General features: G+C 39.8%; 15 protein-coding genes. 6 read left to right on the forward strand and 9 right to left on the reverse strand.

Translation table 11 applies throughout. From position 1 onward, the window contains the following. Positions 1 to 346 precede the first annotated feature (346 nt). The 6 genes from PGN18_RS07415 (at position 347) to PGN18_RS07440 (ending at position 4,138) form a co-directional block, all read left to right on the forward strand. Positions 347 to 613, forward strand: a complete 267-nt coding sequence (locus tag PGN18_RS07415; RefSeq protein ID WP_335318802.1) for a hypothetical protein — start codon at positions 347 to 349, stop codon at positions 611 to 613. A 5-nt stretch (positions 614 to 618) separates the two neighbouring features. Continuing rightward, entirely contained in the window at positions 619 to 849 is a 231-nt protein-coding gene (locus PGN18_RS07420) for a hypothetical protein (protein WP_335318804.1), read from the forward strand. A gap of 4 nt (positions 850 to 853) precedes the next feature. Further along, the gene (locus PGN18_RS07425; protein WP_335318805.1) at positions 854 to 1,246 is read left to right on the forward strand and encodes a hypothetical protein; all 393 of its coding nucleotides are present in this window, start codon (positions 854 to 856) and stop codon (positions 1,244 to 1,246) included. Between the two features lie 52 nt (positions 1,247 to 1,298). Next, positions 1,299 to 1,751, forward strand: a complete 453-nt coding sequence (locus PGN18_RS07430) for an Hsp20/alpha crystallin family protein (protein WP_335318806.1) — start codon at positions 1,299 to 1,301, stop codon at positions 1,749 to 1,751. A 185-nt stretch (positions 1,752 to 1,936) separates the two neighbouring features. Further along, the gene (locus tag PGN18_RS07435) at positions 1,937 to 3,157 is read left to right on the forward strand and encodes a DEAD/DEAH box helicase (RefSeq protein ID WP_335318807.1); all 1,221 of its coding nucleotides are present in this window, start codon (positions 1,937 to 1,939) and stop codon (positions 3,155 to 3,157) included. A 69-nt stretch (positions 3,158 to 3,226) separates the two neighbouring features. After that, positions 3,227 to 4,138 carry an AEC family transporter gene (locus tag PGN18_RS07440; RefSeq protein ID WP_335318808.1) on the forward strand — a complete coding sequence of 304 codons (912 nt, stop codon included), beginning with the start codon at positions 3,227 to 3,229 and terminating at the stop codon, positions 4,136 to 4,138. A 273-nt stretch (positions 4,139 to 4,411) separates the two neighbouring features. Here PGN18_RS07440 and PGN18_RS07445 read toward each other — a convergent pair whose 3' ends face one another. The 9 genes from PGN18_RS07445 to PGN18_RS07485 all read right to left on the reverse strand — a co-directional run bounded on the left by PGN18_RS07445 (position 4,412) and on the right by PGN18_RS07485 (position 19,837). After that, positions 4,412 to 5,605: an aminopeptidase C gene (locus tag PGN18_RS07445; protein WP_335318809.1), complete on the reverse strand. Its 1,194-nt coding sequence runs from the start codon at positions 5,603 to 5,605 to the stop codon at positions 4,412 to 4,414. 110 nt (positions 5,606 to 5,715) lie between these two features. Next, entirely contained in the window at positions 5,716 to 7,143 is a 1,428-nt protein-coding gene (locus tag PGN18_RS07450; RefSeq protein WP_335318810.1) for an L-serine ammonia-lyase, read from the reverse strand. 279 nt (positions 7,144 to 7,422) lie between these two features. Next, positions 7,423 to 8,082 carry an MgtC/SapB family protein gene (locus tag PGN18_RS07455; protein WP_335318812.1) on the reverse strand — a complete coding sequence of 220 codons (660 nt, stop codon included), beginning with the start codon at positions 8,080 to 8,082 and terminating at the stop codon, positions 7,423 to 7,425. A 23-nt stretch (positions 8,083 to 8,105) separates the two neighbouring features. Beyond that, complete coding sequence (locus PGN18_RS07460) at positions 8,106 to 9,119, reverse strand: PorP/SprF family type IX secretion system membrane protein (protein WP_335318813.1); 1,014 nt, start codon at positions 9,117 to 9,119, stop codon at positions 8,106 to 8,108. A 3-nt stretch (positions 9,120 to 9,122) separates the two neighbouring features. Then, entirely contained in the window at positions 9,123 to 15,077 is a 5,955-nt protein-coding gene (locus tag PGN18_RS07465) for a PKD domain-containing protein (protein ID WP_335318814.1), read from the reverse strand. Positions 15,078 to 15,367: 290 nt separating this feature from the next. Next, positions 15,368 to 17,002, reverse strand: coding sequence for a chaperonin GroEL (groL, locus tag PGN18_RS07470; RefSeq protein ID WP_090983555.1), 1,635 nt, complete (start codon positions 17,000 to 17,002; stop codon positions 15,368 to 15,370). Between the two features lie 101 nt (positions 17,003 to 17,103). Next, positions 17,104 to 17,394, reverse strand: a complete 291-nt coding sequence (locus tag PGN18_RS07475; RefSeq protein ID WP_025141798.1) for a co-chaperone GroES — start codon at positions 17,392 to 17,394, stop codon at positions 17,104 to 17,106. A gap of 334 nt (positions 17,395 to 17,728) precedes the next feature. Further along, positions 17,729 to 18,490, reverse strand: a complete 762-nt coding sequence (locus PGN18_RS07480; protein WP_335318819.1) for a TIGR03915 family putative DNA repair protein — start codon at positions 18,488 to 18,490, stop codon at positions 17,729 to 17,731. Positions 18,491 to 18,580: 90 nt separating this feature from the next. Next, entirely contained in the window at positions 18,581 to 19,837 is a 1,257-nt protein-coding gene (locus PGN18_RS07485; protein ID WP_335318820.1) for a putative DNA modification/repair radical SAM protein, read from the reverse strand. Positions 19,838 to 19,840: the final 3 nt, after the last annotated feature.

Genomic DNA, 19,840 nt, shown 5'->3' on the forward strand with positions numbered 1-19,840 from the left:
ACAGAGATGTATCCACGCGATAGGTGTGGGAGGGGAGAGATCTATCAAGACAGATTTCTCTTCCGAACGTTCGGGACTACGCTTCAGTCGACGGTCGATTTTTTGAACGACTTTCTACTTATTCTATCGTCTGGTGTCTCGCCGACCGAAGAGTTAGTCTATTAAAAAGATCCTTCACTGTGTTCAGGATTGACACAATTATGGAAATCTCTTCAGAATAAAAAATCAAAATTATTTAAAGTAAAAATAAACTTACTCCGTCTTCCTATATAAATAACAAAAAACAGCGTCGTTAATTTAAAAAACTTACAGTGAGTTGATTACGCTGCTTATAAAACATACAGAAATGATAAAAATATTAAAAACGATAGGATTCGGGATGGTACTTGGAGCAGTTGCTTTCTTCATTCCATTTGTGTTTAAATTTATATTGGCCATTGCATTGATCGGTTTAACGTTGAGGATTTTTACTGGTAGCCGTCGCCGTTATTTTTATAACCGCTATAACGATTTCGGGAATCATTACAATCCAATTGTACCGATCAATAACCAGTGGTACAGGCCTGGTGTACAAGGTAGTGGAATAGTTAACCGTATCAATATAAACGATTAACGGCCATGAGGACATTGAGAATATTATTGGCATTAGCTGTAGCTGCGGGAACTTTTTACAGTTTAAATGTACTGGCTATTCAATATGGATACCATGATCGGCTAGATTTTAAAAACAGGCATTACCATGATGATTGTGATCAAGTGCAATTTAGAAATCATGGCTTCAGTCATCATCGTACGCCGGTTTCCAACGGCATTATCTCAACAGATAGTATAAACAAAGTAAGTAGATAACCAGATGTCAAAAGTACTTTTTTTAAGCGATCCATTTCAAGCTGATGTTAGTCCTATTTTGGGCATGGCAAACGAGATGATTACCAGGGGAGAGCAAGTCACTTTCTTTAGTTCGGATGAGTTTAAAGCGCCTATAGAACAAATCGGTGCAGACTTTAAAGCCTATAATCAGGAATTGAATATTTTTCAGGCGGAAAAGACTAAAAATGAAGAAGAACAACCTAAATCCGGATTGATTAGTGCCTTGCTGGAGCCGATGAAATTTATTGATGATATTTTGGTTCAGCTGAGGGGTTTGAAATTCGATTACGCCGTTTTCACACCGTCATATCCCTATGCAAATATCATTACACAGCTGTTGGATATTCCTAAAACGGAACAGGTGGGTTACCATTAACATGGCTTAGGCCGAAGAATTAACAGAATAAATAACAATTAAAATAAAATAAATGTACAACGAACATAGATGCCGTCAGGGCAAGATGCATGGCCATTTTGGTCGAGGAACTGGAAAATTTAGCGGACACTTTGGTGGGGCCTTTGGTCGCCATAAACATGCCATGTTTAACGAGGGTTTTAGAAAGGTGCCAGCCAACATAGAGGAAACAGAAAGTAATTTTATTATTGAACTTTTTGCGCCTGCTTTGATTAAAGAGAACTTAAAAGTAGTGACTAAGGATGACATATTAACTATTTCTTACCAACCCAAAGAAGATGCTGATTCCAGTAAAAAATATAGCCGTAGAGAATATAGTAACGGGAATTTCGAAAGGGCTTTTGGCTTAAATGGAAAAGTATTGGTAGAAAATATTTTGGCCAATTACAAGAATGGAATTTTAAAGATTACGCTACCTAAAAACCCCGAAACGAATACACCAGAAAAAGATATTCTGGTTCACTAAGTTTCGTCTATTATAATTTCCAAGCCCCGATTGTTTAAACAGTTGGGGCTATTTTTTTTTGATGAAGAGGAGATAAGAAATTTAGGGATAATGCTTAGTCGTAATTAAGAAAGCAGAAATTAAGTGTGGGTTTGTTATTCGCGGTATTTTAAGGTACTTTTGCTAAAAGACATAAACACAATAGATTGAATTTTAACGACTTTAATTTTAACCCCGATTTATACGAAGGCCTAATGGCTATGGGGTATAAAAGCGCTACTCCAATACAAGAACAGGCTATTCCGGTAATTTTAGATAGTCATGATCTGATCGCCTGCGCTCAAACCGGTACAGGAAAAACAGCAAGCTACCTTTTGCCCGTAATGGATAAAATTAGCAAAGCTACTGACAGGCATAACAATACGTTAATTTTGGCGCCAACGAGAGAGCTTGCGCAACAGATTGATTTACAGGTGGAAGCGCTTGCTTATTTTACCAATATCAGTTCTTTGGCAGTTTACGGTGGGGGAGATGGTATCGCCTACGAACAGCAGAAACGTTCGATGCGCGAAGGTGTAGATATTATTATCGCCACTCCGGGCAGGTTGATGGCACATTTATCTTCAGGAGTGTTAAAACTGGAACATTTACAGCATTTGATTTTAGATGAAGCAGATAGAATGTTGGATATGGGCTTTTATGACGATATTATCCGCATTATCAGTTACCTGCCCAAGAAAAGGCAAACGCTTTTATTCTCTGCTACGATGGCACCGAAAATAAGAACGATGGCCGGCAAGATCTTACATGAACCGAAACAGATTACCATTTCAATTGCTAAACCTGCCGAGGGAATTGATCAACAAGCCTATAACATTCACGATCAGCAAAAACAGACTTTATTAACGGAAATTTTTAAAAGCGACCGATACAAAAGCAGTATTATTTTTGCTTCTACAAAAGAAAAAGTAAAGGCATTATACAAAGCTTTTAAAGGTTTAGGTATTAAAGCAGAAGCTTTCCACTCTGATTTGGGGCAGAAGGAACGCGAAGATATTCTATTGTCCTTTAAGAACCGTAGATTACCCATTCTAATCGGAACAGATGTATTATCCCGCGGAATTGATGTAGAAGGCATCGATTTGGTGATCAATTATGATGTTCCTGGAGATCCGGCTGATTATGTGCACCGCATTGGACGTACAGCAAGAGCGGCGACCAAAGGGACCGCCATTACTTTAGTGAACGGAAGGGACAAACGCAAGTTTGAAAACATAGAAAAATTGATTGAAAAAGCGGTTCCGCGTATACCTTTACCTGATAGTGTTGCTGCAATAGAAATTACGCATGTAGAGGAAAAAAAGACACCTCATAAAGGAAAGAAAAAGGTTTGGCATAAAAAGAAAAAACCGAAACCTTCTGCTTAAATATTTGAAACGCCATAAGACTGTTCTTATTGGCGTTTTTATTTTACAGATTATCTTTGCACTAATTAGATGGCAAATTTCATTCTTATCGGTTTATGCATTTTGGCGGGCATTCTTTTCAGGAAGAGCAAATCATTACCTAAAGATGCACACAAGGGCATTAATGCATGGATTATCTATATTGCATTGCCGGCCGTTTCGTTTAAATACCTGCCGCACATTACCTGGACCAAAGACTTGCTCTTTCCTGCTTTGGCCCCGGTTTGTATCTGGCTATTCGGATGGTTATTCATTACGGTTTATAGCCGTATCCGGAACATCAGCAAAGCAAGCTCGGGCGGATTAAAACTAACCAGTTCTTTAAGCAATACTTCATTTGTGGGTTTCCCTTTAATTGTTGCTTATTTTAGTGAAAAGGAACTGGCAATCGCCATTATCTGCGATCAGGTTACTTTTACACTTCTGTCAACCATTGGTATTGTTGTAGCCATACGCTCGTCGCAGAACCAGAAATTAAGTACAAAATTAGTGATGAAAAAAGTATTAACCTTCCCGCCCTTAATTGGTTGCGTGCTGGCCTTAACGGTACCTCACTTTATAAACGTTTCTTCACTTAATCCATTATTCGATAAGCTGGCTGGCACGGTTGGTCCGCTGGCGCTGTTTTCGATCGGCTTACAGCTCAGATTTGGTGGATGGTTCAGTGAACTCAGGCACATTAGTGTAGCCCTGGTGTACAAGTTGATTTTGGCCCCTTTGGTTGTGATGTTATTCGCAATTGCTTTAGGAATGAGCGGTACCATTACCAAGATAACAATTTTCGAAATGGCGATGCCAACTTTGCTAACCGCGGGCGTAGTGGCCGATCAGTATAATCTTAATCCAAAACTTTCTAATCTGGTGGTTGGAATCGGAATTTTATTGTCTTTTATCACCACAGGTTTTTGGTGGTTGTTACTGACTTATTCAGGACTGGTTTAAATTATCGCGGCTCTTAACCGCAGAGTATGCAAAGAGAAGGCGCAGAGAGAGTCTTAATGTGCTTAGATTCTATTAACATTTATTCGTAGGGACGAATTTTAACACAGTTCTTAACACGATCGTCATGCTGAACTCGTTTCAGCATCTTTCTTGCTAGGATAGACCCTGAAATAAATTCAGGGTGACGACCATTAGGTTTTGCGGAAACCTTCGCGGTTAAACCCAAACAAAAAAGCCGCAGAATTTCTCCTGCGGCTTTTCGAATAAATTTAATTACAAAGCTAATTTCTTGGCAATTGCAGACGGAATGCCTGCTTTGTTTAACAAAATTGCTGTTGTTTTATATTTAACGTAGTTTTTAGTAACATATAAATATCCTTTGTAATCGTTGCTTGCCCCCCAGGAGTTCTTAACGATATAATATTCTTTACCGGTTTGATCTTTGGCTAAACCAACAATGTGCATGCCGTGATCATCAGTTGTTTGATAGTTATCAAATGCAAGCTGACGGTTTTCCTGCGTAATTTCCATCTCTGGCTGCGGGCCGTTAAACATTTCTGCTTTTTGTTTTGCGGTCATTTCAGCAAAAGGTGTTTGCGGTACAAAGGCTACGCCATTTTTCCAGCTGAAGTTTTTTTCGCTAACATCTGTAGCCCATGCCACCGTATAGCCACCTTTTAAAGCATTATCAATAATATCTGTTAACTCATTTACTTTTACGTTATAAACTTGATCGAATGACCAGTTATCAGGTACCAATAGAGTAAATTTGCTATAGAAAGGATGATCATTGAATGAGGAAAGTTCTACATAGTTATCTGGATTTAAACCCACCATTTCCTGTGCAAAAGTTTTTGGAGTGTATTTTTTCCCATTATAAGTGAAATTTTCTGGTACTGAGCCTAAATAAGCATCAATTACACCTGTATAAGCTTTTAGCCAGTTTGGTGTTAACTCGCCATTTGAGTTTTTTACAACAGCTTCTAAAACGCCTTTTTCAATATCACCAAGTTCTGCAGTTTTATTGATTTTGGTACCATAGTTTAGTCCGGTGTATACCTCTTGTGGAACTGCACCATATTTTCTGTACATATTGATTACATCATGCAAAGCACCACCATCACCTAATGAAACCGCACCATGCATACGCACATAATTTTTACCTTTTTCTACGTAAGCATTACGGGCCGAAAAAAGCGGAGATAAAGCTACAGGCTGTTTGCCGGCTTTAATCATTTCTGATTCTAAAAATGAGTTGGTAGAATAGCTCCAGCAGGTACCTGAAGATCCCTGGTTCTGAACCGGGGTATTGGCCAGGTTAATTACTTCGGTAAATTTGAAAGAAGCTGCACTGTTTTCGCTTTGGTTGTTTTTTAAAGAATTAACGAGATTGTCTTGTGCATAAGTCGCTGATATAGATAACGACAATGCCAAACCAATCACACTGATTTTGGTGTAGTTGATCATTTTTATGAATAATTAATAATTCAACGAATGTAAAAATACTTGTTGATTTGACCTCAAAAAATTTTGTAATAAATCGATAACATCGGTCATTTTATTGCAACAATGTTGAATTAACATTCTGGTAAACTGATAGGAATATTGGTTGCCAATCCACCATCTGATGTTTCTTTGTACTTGGCATTCATATCGAGTGCAGTTTCCCACATGGTATTTACCACAGCATCAAGGCTTACTTTTGCCTTATCAGGATTACTTTGTAGCGCCAATTGGCTGGCGGTAATGGCTTTGATAGCGCCCATGGTGTTTCTCTCGATGCATGGAATCTGTACCAGACCACCAATCGGATCGCAGGTTAAGCCCAGGTGATGTTCCATGGCAATTTCTGCTGCCATTAAAACCTGTCTTTGCGAACCGCCTAAACATTCTGTTAAAGCTGCTGCAGCCATGGCAGAAGAAACGCCGATTTCAGCCTGGCATCCGCCCATGGCGGCTGAAATAGTTGCTCCTTTTTTGAAAATGCTGCCGATTTCTGATGCACAGGCAACAAATTGGATGATTTTATCTTCGCTATAGCCATCGCAAAAGGTGATGAAATATTGTAATACGGCAGGGATTACACCCGCAGCACCATTGGTAGGGGCGGTTACCACACGACCAAATGATGCATTTTCTTCATTAACGGCTAGTGCAAAACAACTTACCCAGTCTAAAATATAGTTAAAGCCGTTTCCACCTTTTCTGATTGCTTCTACCCAACCGGTATAATCTAAATATTCATTTCTACCTATTAACCGCTTATTCAGCAGAAATGCTCTCCTTGCCACATTTAAGCCTCCCGGTAAAAAACCCGTAGTATGGCAGCCGCGGTAAATACAGTCACGCATCACAGCGAAATGCTGTAAAATGCCTTTTTTTGTCTCTGCCTCAGTACGCCAGGCCAGTTCATTCTCCATTACGACTTCGCTCACCTTTAAACCAGTAGATAAACACCAGTGTAAAAGATCTTTGGCTTTGTCTACCGGAAAGGGAAGGTCTACCTGTGCTTTTTTGCTACTGTCTTCGCCCTCTTTTACCACAAAGCCGCCTCCAATAGAATAATAGGTTTCGGAAAAAGCTTTCCCATCCTTTAAAAATGCCTGAAAAGTAACAGCATTGGGGTGAAAAGGTAAACTTTCTGCAAATAGGAAAAGCAGGTCATTGTCGTAATCAAAATCAAGAATGAATTGATCAGCAAGATTTAACTTTTTATCTCTTTGAATGCTTTCAAAAGTGGGGGTAACCGCATCCACATCAAAAGTTACCGGATCGGCACCTGTTAAACCCAATAGAATGGCTACATCAGTTCCATGGCCTTTACCTGTTTTGGCAAGAGAGCCATACAACAATATTTTGATGCCCTCAACATTGTTAATCAGGTCGTGCTGTGTAAGGGAAGCCGTAAATTGCTGGGCAGCCCGCCATGGACCTAAAGTATGTGAACTGGATGGGCCGATACCTATTTTAAAAATATCGAAAACCGAAATTTGTTCCTTGATCATTATGAAAGTTAGTTATACAAATCTATGATTGTTTTATGATTTCGGCTAAATTTATTTTTGGTGATTACAGGCTTAAATGTGCCAATTTCATCTAAAGTTACTCCAAAAAATGGTAGAGAGGTGCAATACTTAAAATTGGACATATGATTTTAGATGCCAGAATAAGATTCGCTTTAATCTACGTTTAACTTCTGAGGAAATCTCGTCCGATCGCTATTTTTAGCCTGTTTCACGTGGAAAGCAAAATGATTTAGAAAAATGTGGAATTAATTTATTTGGCTAAAAATCAAATTCAATAATATCCTTATCTTTTAGCATTCGTTCTACAAACTTCTGGTGATTTTGTGGCGTGCCTGTTGCCGTCCAGTTTCCGGTAATGATATTGTTTACCAGCTGATGTTTGCCACGTTGAGGTTTCAGTTTGCTTTCTCTAAAAACTTCTTCGTAACTTTCTAAATCGCCATGCACATGTTGTTTTTTAACAATACGATAGATCCGTTTGGTAAAACGTCGGTCGCCAATTTCTTCTAAAAAAGGGAAGATAATCAAGGCCAGCATCACCACTGCAGTTACACCGATGGCCTGTTCGTAATAACCAGAACCTACTGCCATGCCAATGGCTGCTACAATCCAGATGATGCAGGCCGTGGTTAGGCCCTTAACGCGGTTTTCTTCTTTAAAAATTACTCCAGCCCCTAAAAAACCAATGCCGGTTACAATATTCGAGGCGATACGATCTTGACTGGTAGGCCCTATTTTGATAGACAAAATAGTAAACAGGGTCGCGCCCAAACCAATCATCATCATGGTTTTTAATCCGGCAGATTTACTTCTGTATTCTCGTTCGGCTCCGATTATACCGCAAAGTAAAGTCGCCAATAAAAATTTATTGATTTCACTTTGTGTAATGAAATGGTTTTGTTCTATAATTTCGTTCATCGCCTTTAATTATCAAGGGCAAATTAATAAAAATCATAACATCTTAGTCCATTTGCGCGGCCACCGTTTGAACTATTTGGAAAATATTTTTCGTAACCTACACCAATTTCGGATGTTCCACCTGTATTGCTATAATTAATCTTTGAAGTTGTAGCATCGTGACTGATGCCCAACCGAAATTTTTCACCATTGGTTCTGCGGTTAAAAATATCGAAGATTACCGAAAATACAATAGCGTCGTTCCCGTTAGAATTACCATCATTGCGGTACCAGATCCCCGCATTTATACTCGCATACTTATATTGCATGCCCGCACTAAACGATTTTATATTGCCTTGTTTATATGCAATTATGGAGGGGATGAGGTAATTTCCGTCACGGTCGTACTCATCTGGTACCAAGGTTAATTTGTAGCTTAAATTGCCCGATATGCGCATTGGTAATTTGGCCTGAAAGCCAGACAAGGATTCATCCGGACGATTAAGGTGATGCACTGCTAATCCCATCATAAATTTTCCGACCACCAGGTTGGCGCCAGCATTTGAATCGAAATAATACCGGCTATCTACATTCGGCCTTTCTGCACCCGAAATACTGCCTGGGATATAACCAATCACATCGATCTGATCACCAAACACGAGTTTATCCCAATTTAGCTTTTGGTTGGTAATTCCTGCTTGCAATCCAAATGATAAGGCAAAATCGTCTCCTCCGATGATATAGGAATAGCTTAAGGCAATATTGTTCTTGACCAGATAGGCTGTGCCTTCGCTGCTGCGGTTAAAAATAATCCCAACGCCGCTATTCAGTCTACTCAGGTTGAGATCTCCGGAAGCAGTCATATATGAATAATCACTGGACAAGCCTGTCCATTGGTTACGATAAAGTGCATTAAACCTGATGTCGCCTTCAAACTGGCCGGTAAGTGCCGGATTCAAGTAAATTGGCGCATTGTAAAACTGTGAGTAAATGTGGTCTTGTGCCCATGAAATCATAGGTAGCAACCCTAATAAAACTGAAATTATCCTTCTCCTCATTATCTATCTGATTAAATATATTACACCTGTTTTTTTTGGAGGAGACGAGTCGTAGGTTATACCTCTCCAATCGCTTCCATTAATAAATTTCACATCTACTTTCCAGTAGTAGATGCCTTGAGGCTGATCCTGACCTTTATAAGTTCCATCCCAACCTTCTGCCGGAGCGCCGTCATCCAGTTTGTTTGTTTCCCAGATTAACTGACCCCATTTGTTAAAAATAGACATGTTCCATTCTTTTATCCCCCTACCTTTCGCCTTAAAAGTTTTAACCTCATTTTTCGCACTTGCCGGCATGAAAGAGTTAGGAATACTTAAATTACCAGGTACACTAATAATTCTCACTGATTGGAATGTGTTAGCTGAGCAATCTTCCTTATTTAATACTTTTAAGGTTACAGTATACGCACCTTCGTTGGCATAAGTATGGTTAGGATTTTGCAAAGTAGATTTAGTGCCATCGCCAAAAGACCATTCCCAGCTTACTGCTCCTGTACTGGTATCTTTAAAGCCAAAGCTGTAGTTAGGAACAGAGAGCTCGTTACCAGGAGTTACCATGAACGAAGCATTAGGCGGAGCCACAAGTTGAATATAATCTGGTAAGCTTAAGGTGTTTTGGCAGCGCTGGCTGTTTATGGCCGTAAGGGTAACTTTATAGTTTACGCCTGAACCCGTGTAGGTATGCTGGGGTTCAAAATCCGTTGAAGTTGGCGAACCGTCACCAAAATCCCATACATAGGCAACTGCTCCAACACTTGTATTTTTAAATTTAACGGTAAGATTAGAACAACTAATTGTTTTATCAGCTGTAAAACCAGCGGTTGGTTGTGGCAAGATCGTTACAGTTTCGCTTATCGAGCTTTTTGAACAGTCATTTTCTGCATCCAGTTTAATGGTATATTTCCCTGGCTTGTCAAAAGTTTTTGGGAAAACACCTGTAGTATTGGAATACGCGGTGCTGATTTCGCCCGTGTCATCATTGGTAAAAGTGTAAGTAAAATTGCTTGCGCCGGTTGTATTATTGATCAAGTTAACAGTAAACGGCACGCAACCCACTTTTTCGTTGCCATTTACTACTAGTCCAGGGGTAATTGTGTTGGGTGAAACCCTAATGATAACCGGAATTGCATTTGCCTCCCCACAGCTACTTTTAGCCGTCATGGTTACCGTAAAATCCTTTACTACCAGCGTTTTGAAGGTATGACTTATTGTTCTTCTATCAGTTAGCGGTCCTGATGAAGTGCCATCACCAAAATCATAGGTATATATTGTGCCTGCACTCTCCGGACTGTTATTTACAAAGGTTACCAAGAGATCAGCGCATCCTGTTGTTTTATCAGGTGAAAATATGGCGACAGGTTTGGCATGTACAATAACTGTTGCAGAGGTAACAACAGCTGGGCCACAAGGTAAGGTTGTGGTTAGCGTAATTTTATAGATTTTGTCTTTTCCGGTTGGATCAGCTATAAAAGTTATTGCTGCAGGCTGTGTGAGGGTGGAAGATTGTCCGTTACCAAAATCCCAAACATAACTTGCACCATTGAGCGGATTAGTAGTATTGGTGAAAGTAACACTAAGCGGGCCACAACCTTCTGTTACGCTTTGTGTAAATCCAGGGGTAACGATAGGGAAAGTGCTGAAAACCTCGCTTTTTTCATCTGAATTACAACCCAGGCTACTGGTTACAACAAGTTTTATAGTTACAGTTTCGTTACCATTTGTGATGGTATAACCTGGAAAAGTTGGTCCCACTCCGATTTGTACATTGTTGGCAAACCAGGTATAAGTATTATTTCTATCAGGATGTAAGGTTGCAGCAATATTGTTAGCATCGAGTTTAAAAGGAGCACAACCCGTTTTGGTATTATAAGTTATTTCGGCTTTTGCATTAGGGTTTACCGTTATCTTAATTTCGTTGCTTAAAATGTTGTTACAAACCCCGCTGGCTACCGATCTACGGTAATAAATGCTTACAGTTGGTATTGGAGGAGTAAAGTTTACGCTGTTTGCACCTTGCACATCACTCCAATCGGTTCCATTTAAGCTTGATTGCCATTGATAGGTGTAAGTGCCGCTACCGCCGCTTGGTGTAGTGCCTGTCAAAGTTGCGGCAGCTATGCCTGCGCAAATGTTTTGATCGGCAGAAATGGTATTGTTGGTTATCCCTGGTAAAACAGTAATCTGTACCGAGTTGCTAATTGATGTACAAATGGTGCTATTTACCAATCTCCTGAAATAGGTAGAAACTGTAGCTGTTGCGGTTAAATCCTTATTAGTGGCCGATGTTATGTTGGCCCATGTATTACCATCGGCACTGCTTTGCCATTGGTAGGCGTATGTTCCTGTACCTCCAGTTGGCGTATCCCCCACAATAGTGATGGTTTGTGCCGCACAAACCGGAGCTGCAGATGCGGAGATGTTATTGGTAACTGGCGAATAATAAGTGATGGTCACATCATCGGCGGAAGGAGGGCAACCGCCAGAACCTGTAATTGTCCATCTGAAAGTGTAGGTTTGACCAGGAACAAGGCCTGTGACAGTGGTATTTCTAAGTGTGGGTTCAGTTATGGTGACGCCAGTTTGTACTGATACTAATGTCCACATCCCATTGTTGGGCAAAGGGTCATTGCCATTTAATGTAACCCCATTGCCGCTGCATAGGCTTTGATCTGAGCCTGCATTTGCTGCAACTGTGCCTGGATTAACTGTGATTGTTGTTACAGTCGATATAGCTTCTGAACAACTACCACTTTGTACTACCGCACGATACTGCGTAGTAGTGGAGAGGTTAGAAAATACATAAGGATTTGCATTTGAGGGAATGACAGACCAATTTGCACCATTATCTATGGAGCTTTCCCAGCGGATAATGTTTCCAACCTGCCCTGTTAAACTGATGTTTCCGCCATTTGCACCCGCACATACATTTACGTCGCCTGTTGTTGTGCCGCCAATACTGATTGGGTTACTGGTAATCTGAACATCATCGTTTGATGTTGAACAATTGGCATCGCTAATGGTCCATCTTAAAGTATAGGTATTTCCTGCCTGTAAGCCTGAGATGGTTGTATTGCTCTGCGTATCATCAGCAAAAGTTACAGTTGTTGGCGCAGAAACGATGGTCCATTTGCCCATTCCTACCACCGGACTGTTTCCTTTCAATGTATAAGATGTAGCATTGCAGACTGCCTCATCTGGCCCCGCATTAGCCAGTGTTGCATTGGGCAAAACAGTAATGGTAATGGTTGTTGGTGTACCTGGACAGCCGTTTGTTGATATGGGGTTGATGGTATAAGTTACGGTGCCTGATGTGGTACCTGAATTGGTTAAAATATCATTAATCTGAGTGTCTGCCGAAGCTACCGTTCTATTGCTATTGCCAGTAATTGCGCCTGTTACCGAACTGGTATAGGTATAATTTATATCTGCTAGATTTGCTGATAAGGTGATAGCAGATGAAGTACCATTACAAATTGTTGATTTTGCGGCCATTGCGGTTGCAATAGGATTTGGCTTAATCACAACAAGTAGTAAAAAAGGTGTGCCATCGCATCCTTCTAAATGAGGGGTAATGGTATAGGTAACATTGGCATCTGCATTGAGATCGTTATTGATGAGTACGTCGTTAATATCACCAGTTCCGGTTGCGCTGTAGCCAGTAGCAGACGCTGTTCCTGTGGCGGTCCAGGTATAGGTAACATCCGGAACTGCAGAGGTTGGGGTATAAGCCACTCGGTTACCTGTACAGATGGTCTTAGTTGCATCACTTGTTAAGCTGATATCGGGTTTAATTTTTAGTATGACCTCATCATCAATCTGGTTGCATGGAGCAGCCAATGCTGTAGTGACTCTTAATGTTAGAGTAACCATTCCAGCTGTTTTTTCGGCTGCGGTAGGGGTGTAGGTTGCATTTAAATCGTTTCTGCTAGGTGTAAAACTTCCCTCGCCTCCAATCCATGTCTGAGTGGTTGTCGTTCCACTTATCGTGCCACTCAAGGTAAAACTTGGATCGTTAAAGCAAATGCTTTGGTCGGGGCCTGCATTAACTACCGGAGCAGTACTAAATGTGAGGACCTGGGTATCTTCGGCCGTGCCACAGTTATTTTTATGGACAACCTTTACTGTATAAGTATCATAGCTATCGAATTTTATCGATGGGTATTTTGAATTAGCAGTTGTACTGCCAGTAAAGCTATAAGTTCCTGCTCCCGACGGAACAACTGTCCAGGTATAAGTGTCTGGCAAATCTTCTGTGGTACCGGTAATTAACGTTTGGGTTGGTCCCGTTGTGGTATTGTTAAAATCGTAGGTTGCAAGATTGCAAAGTGTGATGTCAGGCGAAAGTGTGGCTTTTGGAATTTCATTTACCACTACGGTTTGTGGCCGGCTGGTGGTTATGCCGCAAGATGCGGTGGTGATGCCTAAGGTTATGGTATATTTACCCGCTGTAGAAAAGCTGAATACTGGTTCTTTGCTTGTGGCACTCGTGCCTTCTACAAAATCAACCGCTGGACTGACTGACCATAAATAGGTATTACCGGCATCGCAGATATTATCGAAAACTGAAAGATCAGTTGCTTTTAGTGTTGTTCCGGCACAAATTGTATTTGATGGTAAGCTGAAATCTGGTTTTGGAGGATCCTGGATACAGATCGTGTATTTTACAGTTTCAGCTGGACAAGGCCCCGTGCTTTTGGACTCTAGCGCTATTTCATGATTTCCATGAATCAAAAATTTATGTACAAAAATGTATGATTTTGGTTGGTTCGCCTTGATAAGTACCCCGTCAACATACCAGTTAAAAGTCACATTGTTTGGAGTACAGGCCGCAGTGTTGGTTTCTGGATTTTCACCTAACGTAGATGTGTTTACAAAAGGGATATCAGCATTGGTACAGCCAATAGGATTAAAGCTAAAGTCATTTTGAGGTTTTTCAACCACTTTGGCAGATGAGGAGACCGGAGTTCCAATTTTACCGCAAAAATCATTTAATACATTAATAGAAACGTCAAAAGCGTTATAAATTGTGCCCGCACTTGACGTTGAAACACTTCCGCAAGATGATCTTGTATAAGTATGTTTAATTTGCCCATTATTTGCTATAATTTCACAAAGGGTGTAGGTAGTTGCAGTCTGGTCTCCCCATGTTATGGAATAAACATCTCCTGGAAAGTTATTTTGAATACCTGAAACTGATGTTACATCAACATTGAATGTAAATTCCGCAGCTGGTAGACATAATACTGGATTTCCTGTGCTGGCAAAAGCTGTTATGGCTTTGTTATTAATCAACAGATAGGCTTTGGTGGCAACATCTCCGTTAGGCATTTTGGCCTTTACCATAATAGTATAATGTACTTGTTTGGCGGTAAAATTTTGAAGAGGATTGGTAAAAACCAATGTTTGGGGAGTCCCAAGATTAATTTCGTCAGTTATTTCTGCGGTCACTTCACTTGTGGCGGTCGATTCATTTTCAAGAACGAATGAGTTATCAGGTCGGCTGCTACAAGTGCCAAAGGTCTCGTTATTTGATGTATTTAACAATGTGGAGGTTAACTTCGCTTCAACAGCAGCTCCTGCTCTCACCTCAAAAGGGGTTGAAGAGGCGCTCTCTGTTACAGGAATTGTCGTTTTAACCCTAACACGGTAACCTGTACCAGGTGTAAGGCCGGCAGGAAGTAATCCATTGATGTAAGTACTATAAAAGCCAGCATAAGTACCGATAAGGGTCTCTGTTGCGAAATTTCCATTCTGATCAGATAAATAGAGCTGAAATTGATTGCCTTGTGATATACAGTTTGCTGGTACTTTAAAAGGAACAGCGATGGTACTACCAGGTGTATATGGTCCGGAATCTACAAGGCCAATGGTTACTTGGGCAAAAACGTTTGACGTGAGTAAAAATGTCCAAAAAAATAGGACAAAAGAAAACCATTTCCTTTTACAACGAATTTTCATACACATTTAATAAGAGGGATTGACTTTATCGCGTTCCGGTGACTTTTTTTAATGATCGATTTAATCAATATCATAAATGAGTACTAAGCCTAAGACACGTCAATAAATATTTGGTATAAATTACGTAGTTTTTGTGTTACGTCTGCAAAACTTTACACCAAAACTACCAAATAAATAAGCTATAGACTTGATAAGGCTTTTTCTGGCAGTATAGCGCATAAAAAAACCCTCAAGATATTATGCCTTGAGGGTTTTTTTACACGAAATCATTTCGCTATGACAGCGTGATATTACATCATACCACCCATGCCGCCGCCGCCCATTGGAGGCATTGGAGCACCACCTTCTTCAGGCTCATCTGCTAAAACAACTTCTGTAGTTAATAACATGGCTGCAATTGATGCTGCATTTTCTAAAGCTACACGACTAACTTTAGTTGGATCAATAACACCAGCACCGATTAAGTTTTCGTAAGCACCAGTACGTGCGTTATAACCGAAATCTGCTGTACCTTCTTTAACTTTTTGTACTACGATAGAACCTTCAATACCTGCGTTTTCGCAAATTTGACGTAGTGGTTCCTCTATTGCGCGACGAATAATCTGGATACCTGTATTTTCATCTTCGTTAACACCTTTTAAATCAGCAATAGATGCTACTGCGCGGATGAAAGCTACACCACCACCTGCAACAATACCTTCTTCAACAGCCGCACGGGTTGCGTGTAAAGCATCATCAACACGATCTTTTTTCTCTTTCATTTCAACCTCACTAGCTGCACCAACATAAAGCACCGCAACACCACCTGCTAATTTAGCTAAACGCTCTTGTAGTTTTTCTTTATCGTAGTCAGAAGTGGTAGTTTCAATTTGCGCTTTAATCTGGTTAACACGTGCTTTAATATCATCTGTATTGCCTGAGCCGTTAATCACGGTTGTATTGTCTTTATCAACAACTACTTTCTCGGCAGAACCTAAATAGGTTAAATCAGCATTTTCTAATTTGTAGCCTCTTTCTTCCGAAATAACAGTACCACCGGTTAAGATCGCGATGTCTTCTAACATGGCTTTTCTTCTGTCACCGAATCCTGGCGCTTTAACAGCCACAACTTTTAATGAACCACGGATTTTGTTAACCACTAAAGTAGCTAAAGCTTCGCCATCTAAATCTTCAGAAATGATTACTAACGGCTTACCAGTTTGCACTGTTTTTTCTAAAACCGGCAACAATTCTTTCATGTTGCTGATTTTTTTGTCGTAGATTAAAATGTAAGGGCTGTCTAATTCAGCTTCCATTTTATCTGCATTGGTAACAAAGTATGGAGATAAGTAACCTCTGTCAAACTGCATACCTTCTACTGTTTTAACTTCAGTTTCAGTACCTTTTGCTTCCTCAACAGTAATTACACCATCTTTACCAACTTTACCCATTGCTTCCGCAATTAATGCACCGATTACTTCATCATTGTTAGCAGAAATAGAGGCAACTTGTTTGATTTTGTTGTTGTCTTCTCCAACAGTTTGCGATTGTGTTTTTAAGTTTTCTACCACAGCTGCAACCGCTTTATCGATACCACGTTTTAAATCCATTGGGTTTGCACCGGCAGCTACGTTTTTAATACCTGTAGTGATGATCGCCTGAGCCAACACAGTGGCAGTAGTAGTACCATCACCAGCAATATCGGCTGTTTTTGATGCTACTTCTTTAACCATTTGAGCACCCATGTTCTCAACCGCGTCTTTCAATTCGATTTCTTTAGCTACCGTAACACCATCTTTGGTAATGGCTGGAGAACCGAATTTTTTATCGATAATTACGTTACGTCCTTTTGGACCTAAAGTTACTTTTACTGCATTTGCAAGAATATCAACTCCTCTTTTCAGGGCGTCGCGTGCTTCTACGTTATATTTTACTTGTTTTGACATTTTTAAAAATATTTTAAAGTTTTAATGTTGGAAGGTTGAAATATTTCACTCTTCCGATTTATATAACATTACAACGTTATAACGTTACAACATTTCAATTTTTACCCAACAACAGCGTAAATATCAGTTTCACGCATAATCAGGTAATCTTTACCTTCATAAGGAAATTCAGTACCGCCGTATTTACCATAAATTACAACATCGCCAACTTTTACACTTGCTTTTTTACCTTCAGAATCTTCTTCAGAAACAGAAACTACTGTTCCTTTAGATGGTTTTTCTTTTGCAGTATCAGGGATATACAAACCTGATGCAGTTTTCTCTTCTGCTGCAGCCGGTTCAACGATTACTCTGTTCGAACTGCCAGCAATTGGTTTAAGGTTTAACGCCATAACTTTTATTATTTTGATTTAAATTTTTAACTAAGCTTACAATTAACACTTTTTATGCCAAGTGATTTTGAGGGACAAATTTTCACCAAACTGTCAATCTTTTCGTGCTAATAGCTTGTAAGGATGTCAGCATGGCAGTATGTCTAGTTCTTAAATAAATTAGGGGTCTTCATTGTGAGGATAATTTATTGAACGAAAGTCAATATAAATGAGGATTAAATTCGGTTTTATGGGTCCTCCCGATGGAGTCATGATTGCTTGACGAAGCTTTTTATTTAAATCTGTCAATAATGGCATCATACAGCGAATGGTAAGCTGCCTAGTGTTCAGTTATTTATATTTCCTTTTCTGTTAAATATTTCCAATACCGTTTGGGCACATGCTGCACATGCAGTTTTGTGTTTTTGCGGGCTACGATATTTGCGCTTTTAAAATAATCTTTCCATAGCGTTGCATATAAATTTTCACTTTCATCCATTAAAATTGACGCCGGATTTTGTTTATTTATCCCATTGGTAAAACTGATCGTAATTTCTTCAACGGAGGTTAAATTATAGTGCAGACCATATTTCCTTTTTAAATCATAAATCACCCATTGTTGATCAGCATATCGGTTTTTGAAATGATTGGATATCAAAGGAAGTACATTAAAATCAGGATCGATACCTGAATAAAATATCCCATCTCCGGTTTTCTGAAAGCGGATAAATGCTTCCATACGGTGTTTTTCACGTTCTACGCTTTTAGCATATTTAGAAAGGGCAATTACGTGCTCATTGCCATAGTTCCCTTCTGCACCGGCAGCATGTTTAAAAATGTAAATCGAAAATTGGAAGAGATGATTGTAAGCTTCCGGGATTTCGGATAAATAACTGCAATAAAATTTACGGAGCCATTCTTTCTTCAGTTTTTTCTGAAGCCCGGCCCAAACGCGGTCGGCCTTTGTTGCGTCAGTGATCACCATAAAGCTTTCTGCAAAGGCTTCCGGCTGGAACATTTCGGTTGATTTAAGCACTACTTTGCCAGGCTTGCGCTCAAACCATTCAAAAACGGCTGTTAAAAGCCCTTGTAGCGAACCATCAAAAATGTAGGTCATGGGTTGTTTGTTAGATCTAACTAGATAGATTTAGCTTCGCTGAGCACTGTGGTTCTCAACTCCGTTGTACTCTGATCGACGGTTACTGGTTTAAAACAAAATCATCTGGTTGCTATCTGTTTTTAAGTACTTACTCTTGCTTTCAGCCAGAATAAAAGCCTTGATCTGTGTACCCTGATAATCTTTTAACTGATAAGGGCTGTCGGAACAGATAATAAAGTGTTTCGCTTTATTATAGGCTATACCTATTTTCTTAAGCTGGTCAATCCTGAGTTTACCAAACTTACGGGCCTGCACAATCTTTTTTGCCGACATTACCCCGATTCCAGGTATTCTCAAGATCATTTTATAATCAGCAGTATTGATATCAACAGGGAAATGTTGCATGTTTCTAATTGCCCAGCTTAATTTTGGATCAATATCAATATCAAGGTTAGGGTTAGCGTCATTTAGAATTTCCTGAACCTTAAAGCCGTAAAAACGCATCAACCAATCGGTTTGATACAAGCGGTTTTCCCGTAACAATGGTGGTTGTGTGCCCAGTATGGGCATTCTGGTATCATTACTAATGGGTACGTAACCAGAATAGTATACTCTCTTTAGAGAAAAATTTTTATAAAAGGCATTAGCGGTATACATAATGTCTTTATCACTCTCGGGCGTGGCACCAATAACCATTTGAGTGCTTTGCCCTGCCGGTACAAATTTCGGGATATGTTTGATTAATTTTTTATCTGCTGAAAACTGAGTAATCTGTTTTTGCACGAAGTCGAGTGGCTTAATTACGTCGGCATGATTTTTTTCCGGTGCCAAGAGTTTTAATCCGGCCTCGGTAGGCATTTCCAGGTTAATGCTCATCCGGTCGGCATACAGACCTGCTTCCTTAATTAATTCATCGCTTGCACCAGGAATGGTTTTTAAATGGATGTAGCCATTGTAATTTTGTTCTAAACGCAATTTTTTTACCACCAGTAACAGCCTTTCCATCGTAAAATCAGCATTTTTAAAAATCCCTGAACTTAAAAACAAACCCTCTATATAATTGCGGCGATAAAAGTTCATGGTCAATTCTACCACTTCGTCTACGGTAAAGGCGGCACGTTTTATATCGTTACTTTTGCGTGAAACACAAAATAAACAATCGTAAATGCAATGGTTGGTGAGCAAGATTTTTAATAAAGAAACGCATCTACCATCTTCTGTATAGGTATGGCAAATGCCAGAGGTATGGCTATTGCCAAGTCCTTTATTATCGTTCTTTCTCGTACCGCCGCTTGATGAACAAGAAACATCATATTTAGCGGCATCGGCAAGAATGTTTAATTTTTCACGGATACGATCAAACATAGG

This window comes from Pedobacter terrae (assembly GCF_036946585.1).
Taxonomy (GTDB): domain Bacteria; phylum Bacteroidota; class Bacteroidia; order Sphingobacteriales; family Sphingobacteriaceae; genus Pedobacter; species Pedobacter terrae_C.

Coding starts and splice junctions, on each gene's coding strand:
- PGN18_RS07450 (WP_335318810.1), bottom strand. CDS start 7,143: ATGATCAAGGAACAAATTTCGGTTTTCGATATTTTTAAAATAGGTATC.
- PGN18_RS07480 (WP_335318819.1), bottom strand. CDS start 18,490: ATGACCTACATTTTTGATGGTTCGCTACAAGGGCTTTTAACAGCCGTT.
- PGN18_RS07475 (WP_025141798.1), bottom strand. CDS start 17,394: ATGGCGTTAAACCTTAAACCAATTGCTGGCAGTTCGAACAGAGTAATC.
- PGN18_RS07445 (WP_335318809.1), bottom strand. CDS start 5,605: ATGATCAACTACACCAAAATCAGTGTGATTGGTTTGGCATTGTCGTTA.
- PGN18_RS07430 (WP_335318806.1), top strand. CDS start 1,299: ATGTACAACGAACATAGATGCCGTCAGGGCAAGATGCATGGCCATTTT.
- groL (WP_090983555.1), bottom strand. CDS start 17,002: ATGTCAAAACAAGTAAAATATAACGTAGAAGCACGCGACGCCCTGAAA.
- PGN18_RS07425 (WP_335318805.1), top strand. CDS start 854: ATGTCAAAAGTACTTTTTTTAAGCGATCCATTTCAAGCTGATGTTAGT.
- PGN18_RS07455 (WP_335318812.1), bottom strand. CDS start 8,082: ATGAACGAAATTATAGAACAAAACCATTTCATTACACAAAGTGAAATC.
- PGN18_RS07415 (WP_335318802.1), top strand. CDS start 347: ATGATAAAAATATTAAAAACGATAGGATTCGGGATGGTACTTGGAGCA.
- PGN18_RS07460 (WP_335318813.1), bottom strand. CDS start 9,119: ATGAGGAGAAGGATAATTTCAGTTTTATTAGGGTTGCTACCTATGATT.
- PGN18_RS07420 (WP_335318804.1), top strand. CDS start 619: ATGAGGACATTGAGAATATTATTGGCATTAGCTGTAGCTGCGGGAACT.
- PGN18_RS07485 (WP_335318820.1), bottom strand. CDS start 19,837: ATGTTTGATCGTATCCGTGAAAAATTAAACATTCTTGCCGATGCCGCT.
- PGN18_RS07465 (WP_335318814.1), bottom strand. CDS start 15,077: ATGAAAATTCGTTGTAAAAGGAAATGGTTTTCTTTTGTCCTATTTTTT.
- PGN18_RS07440 (WP_335318808.1), top strand. CDS start 3,227: ATGGCAAATTTCATTCTTATCGGTTTATGCATTTTGGCGGGCATTCTT.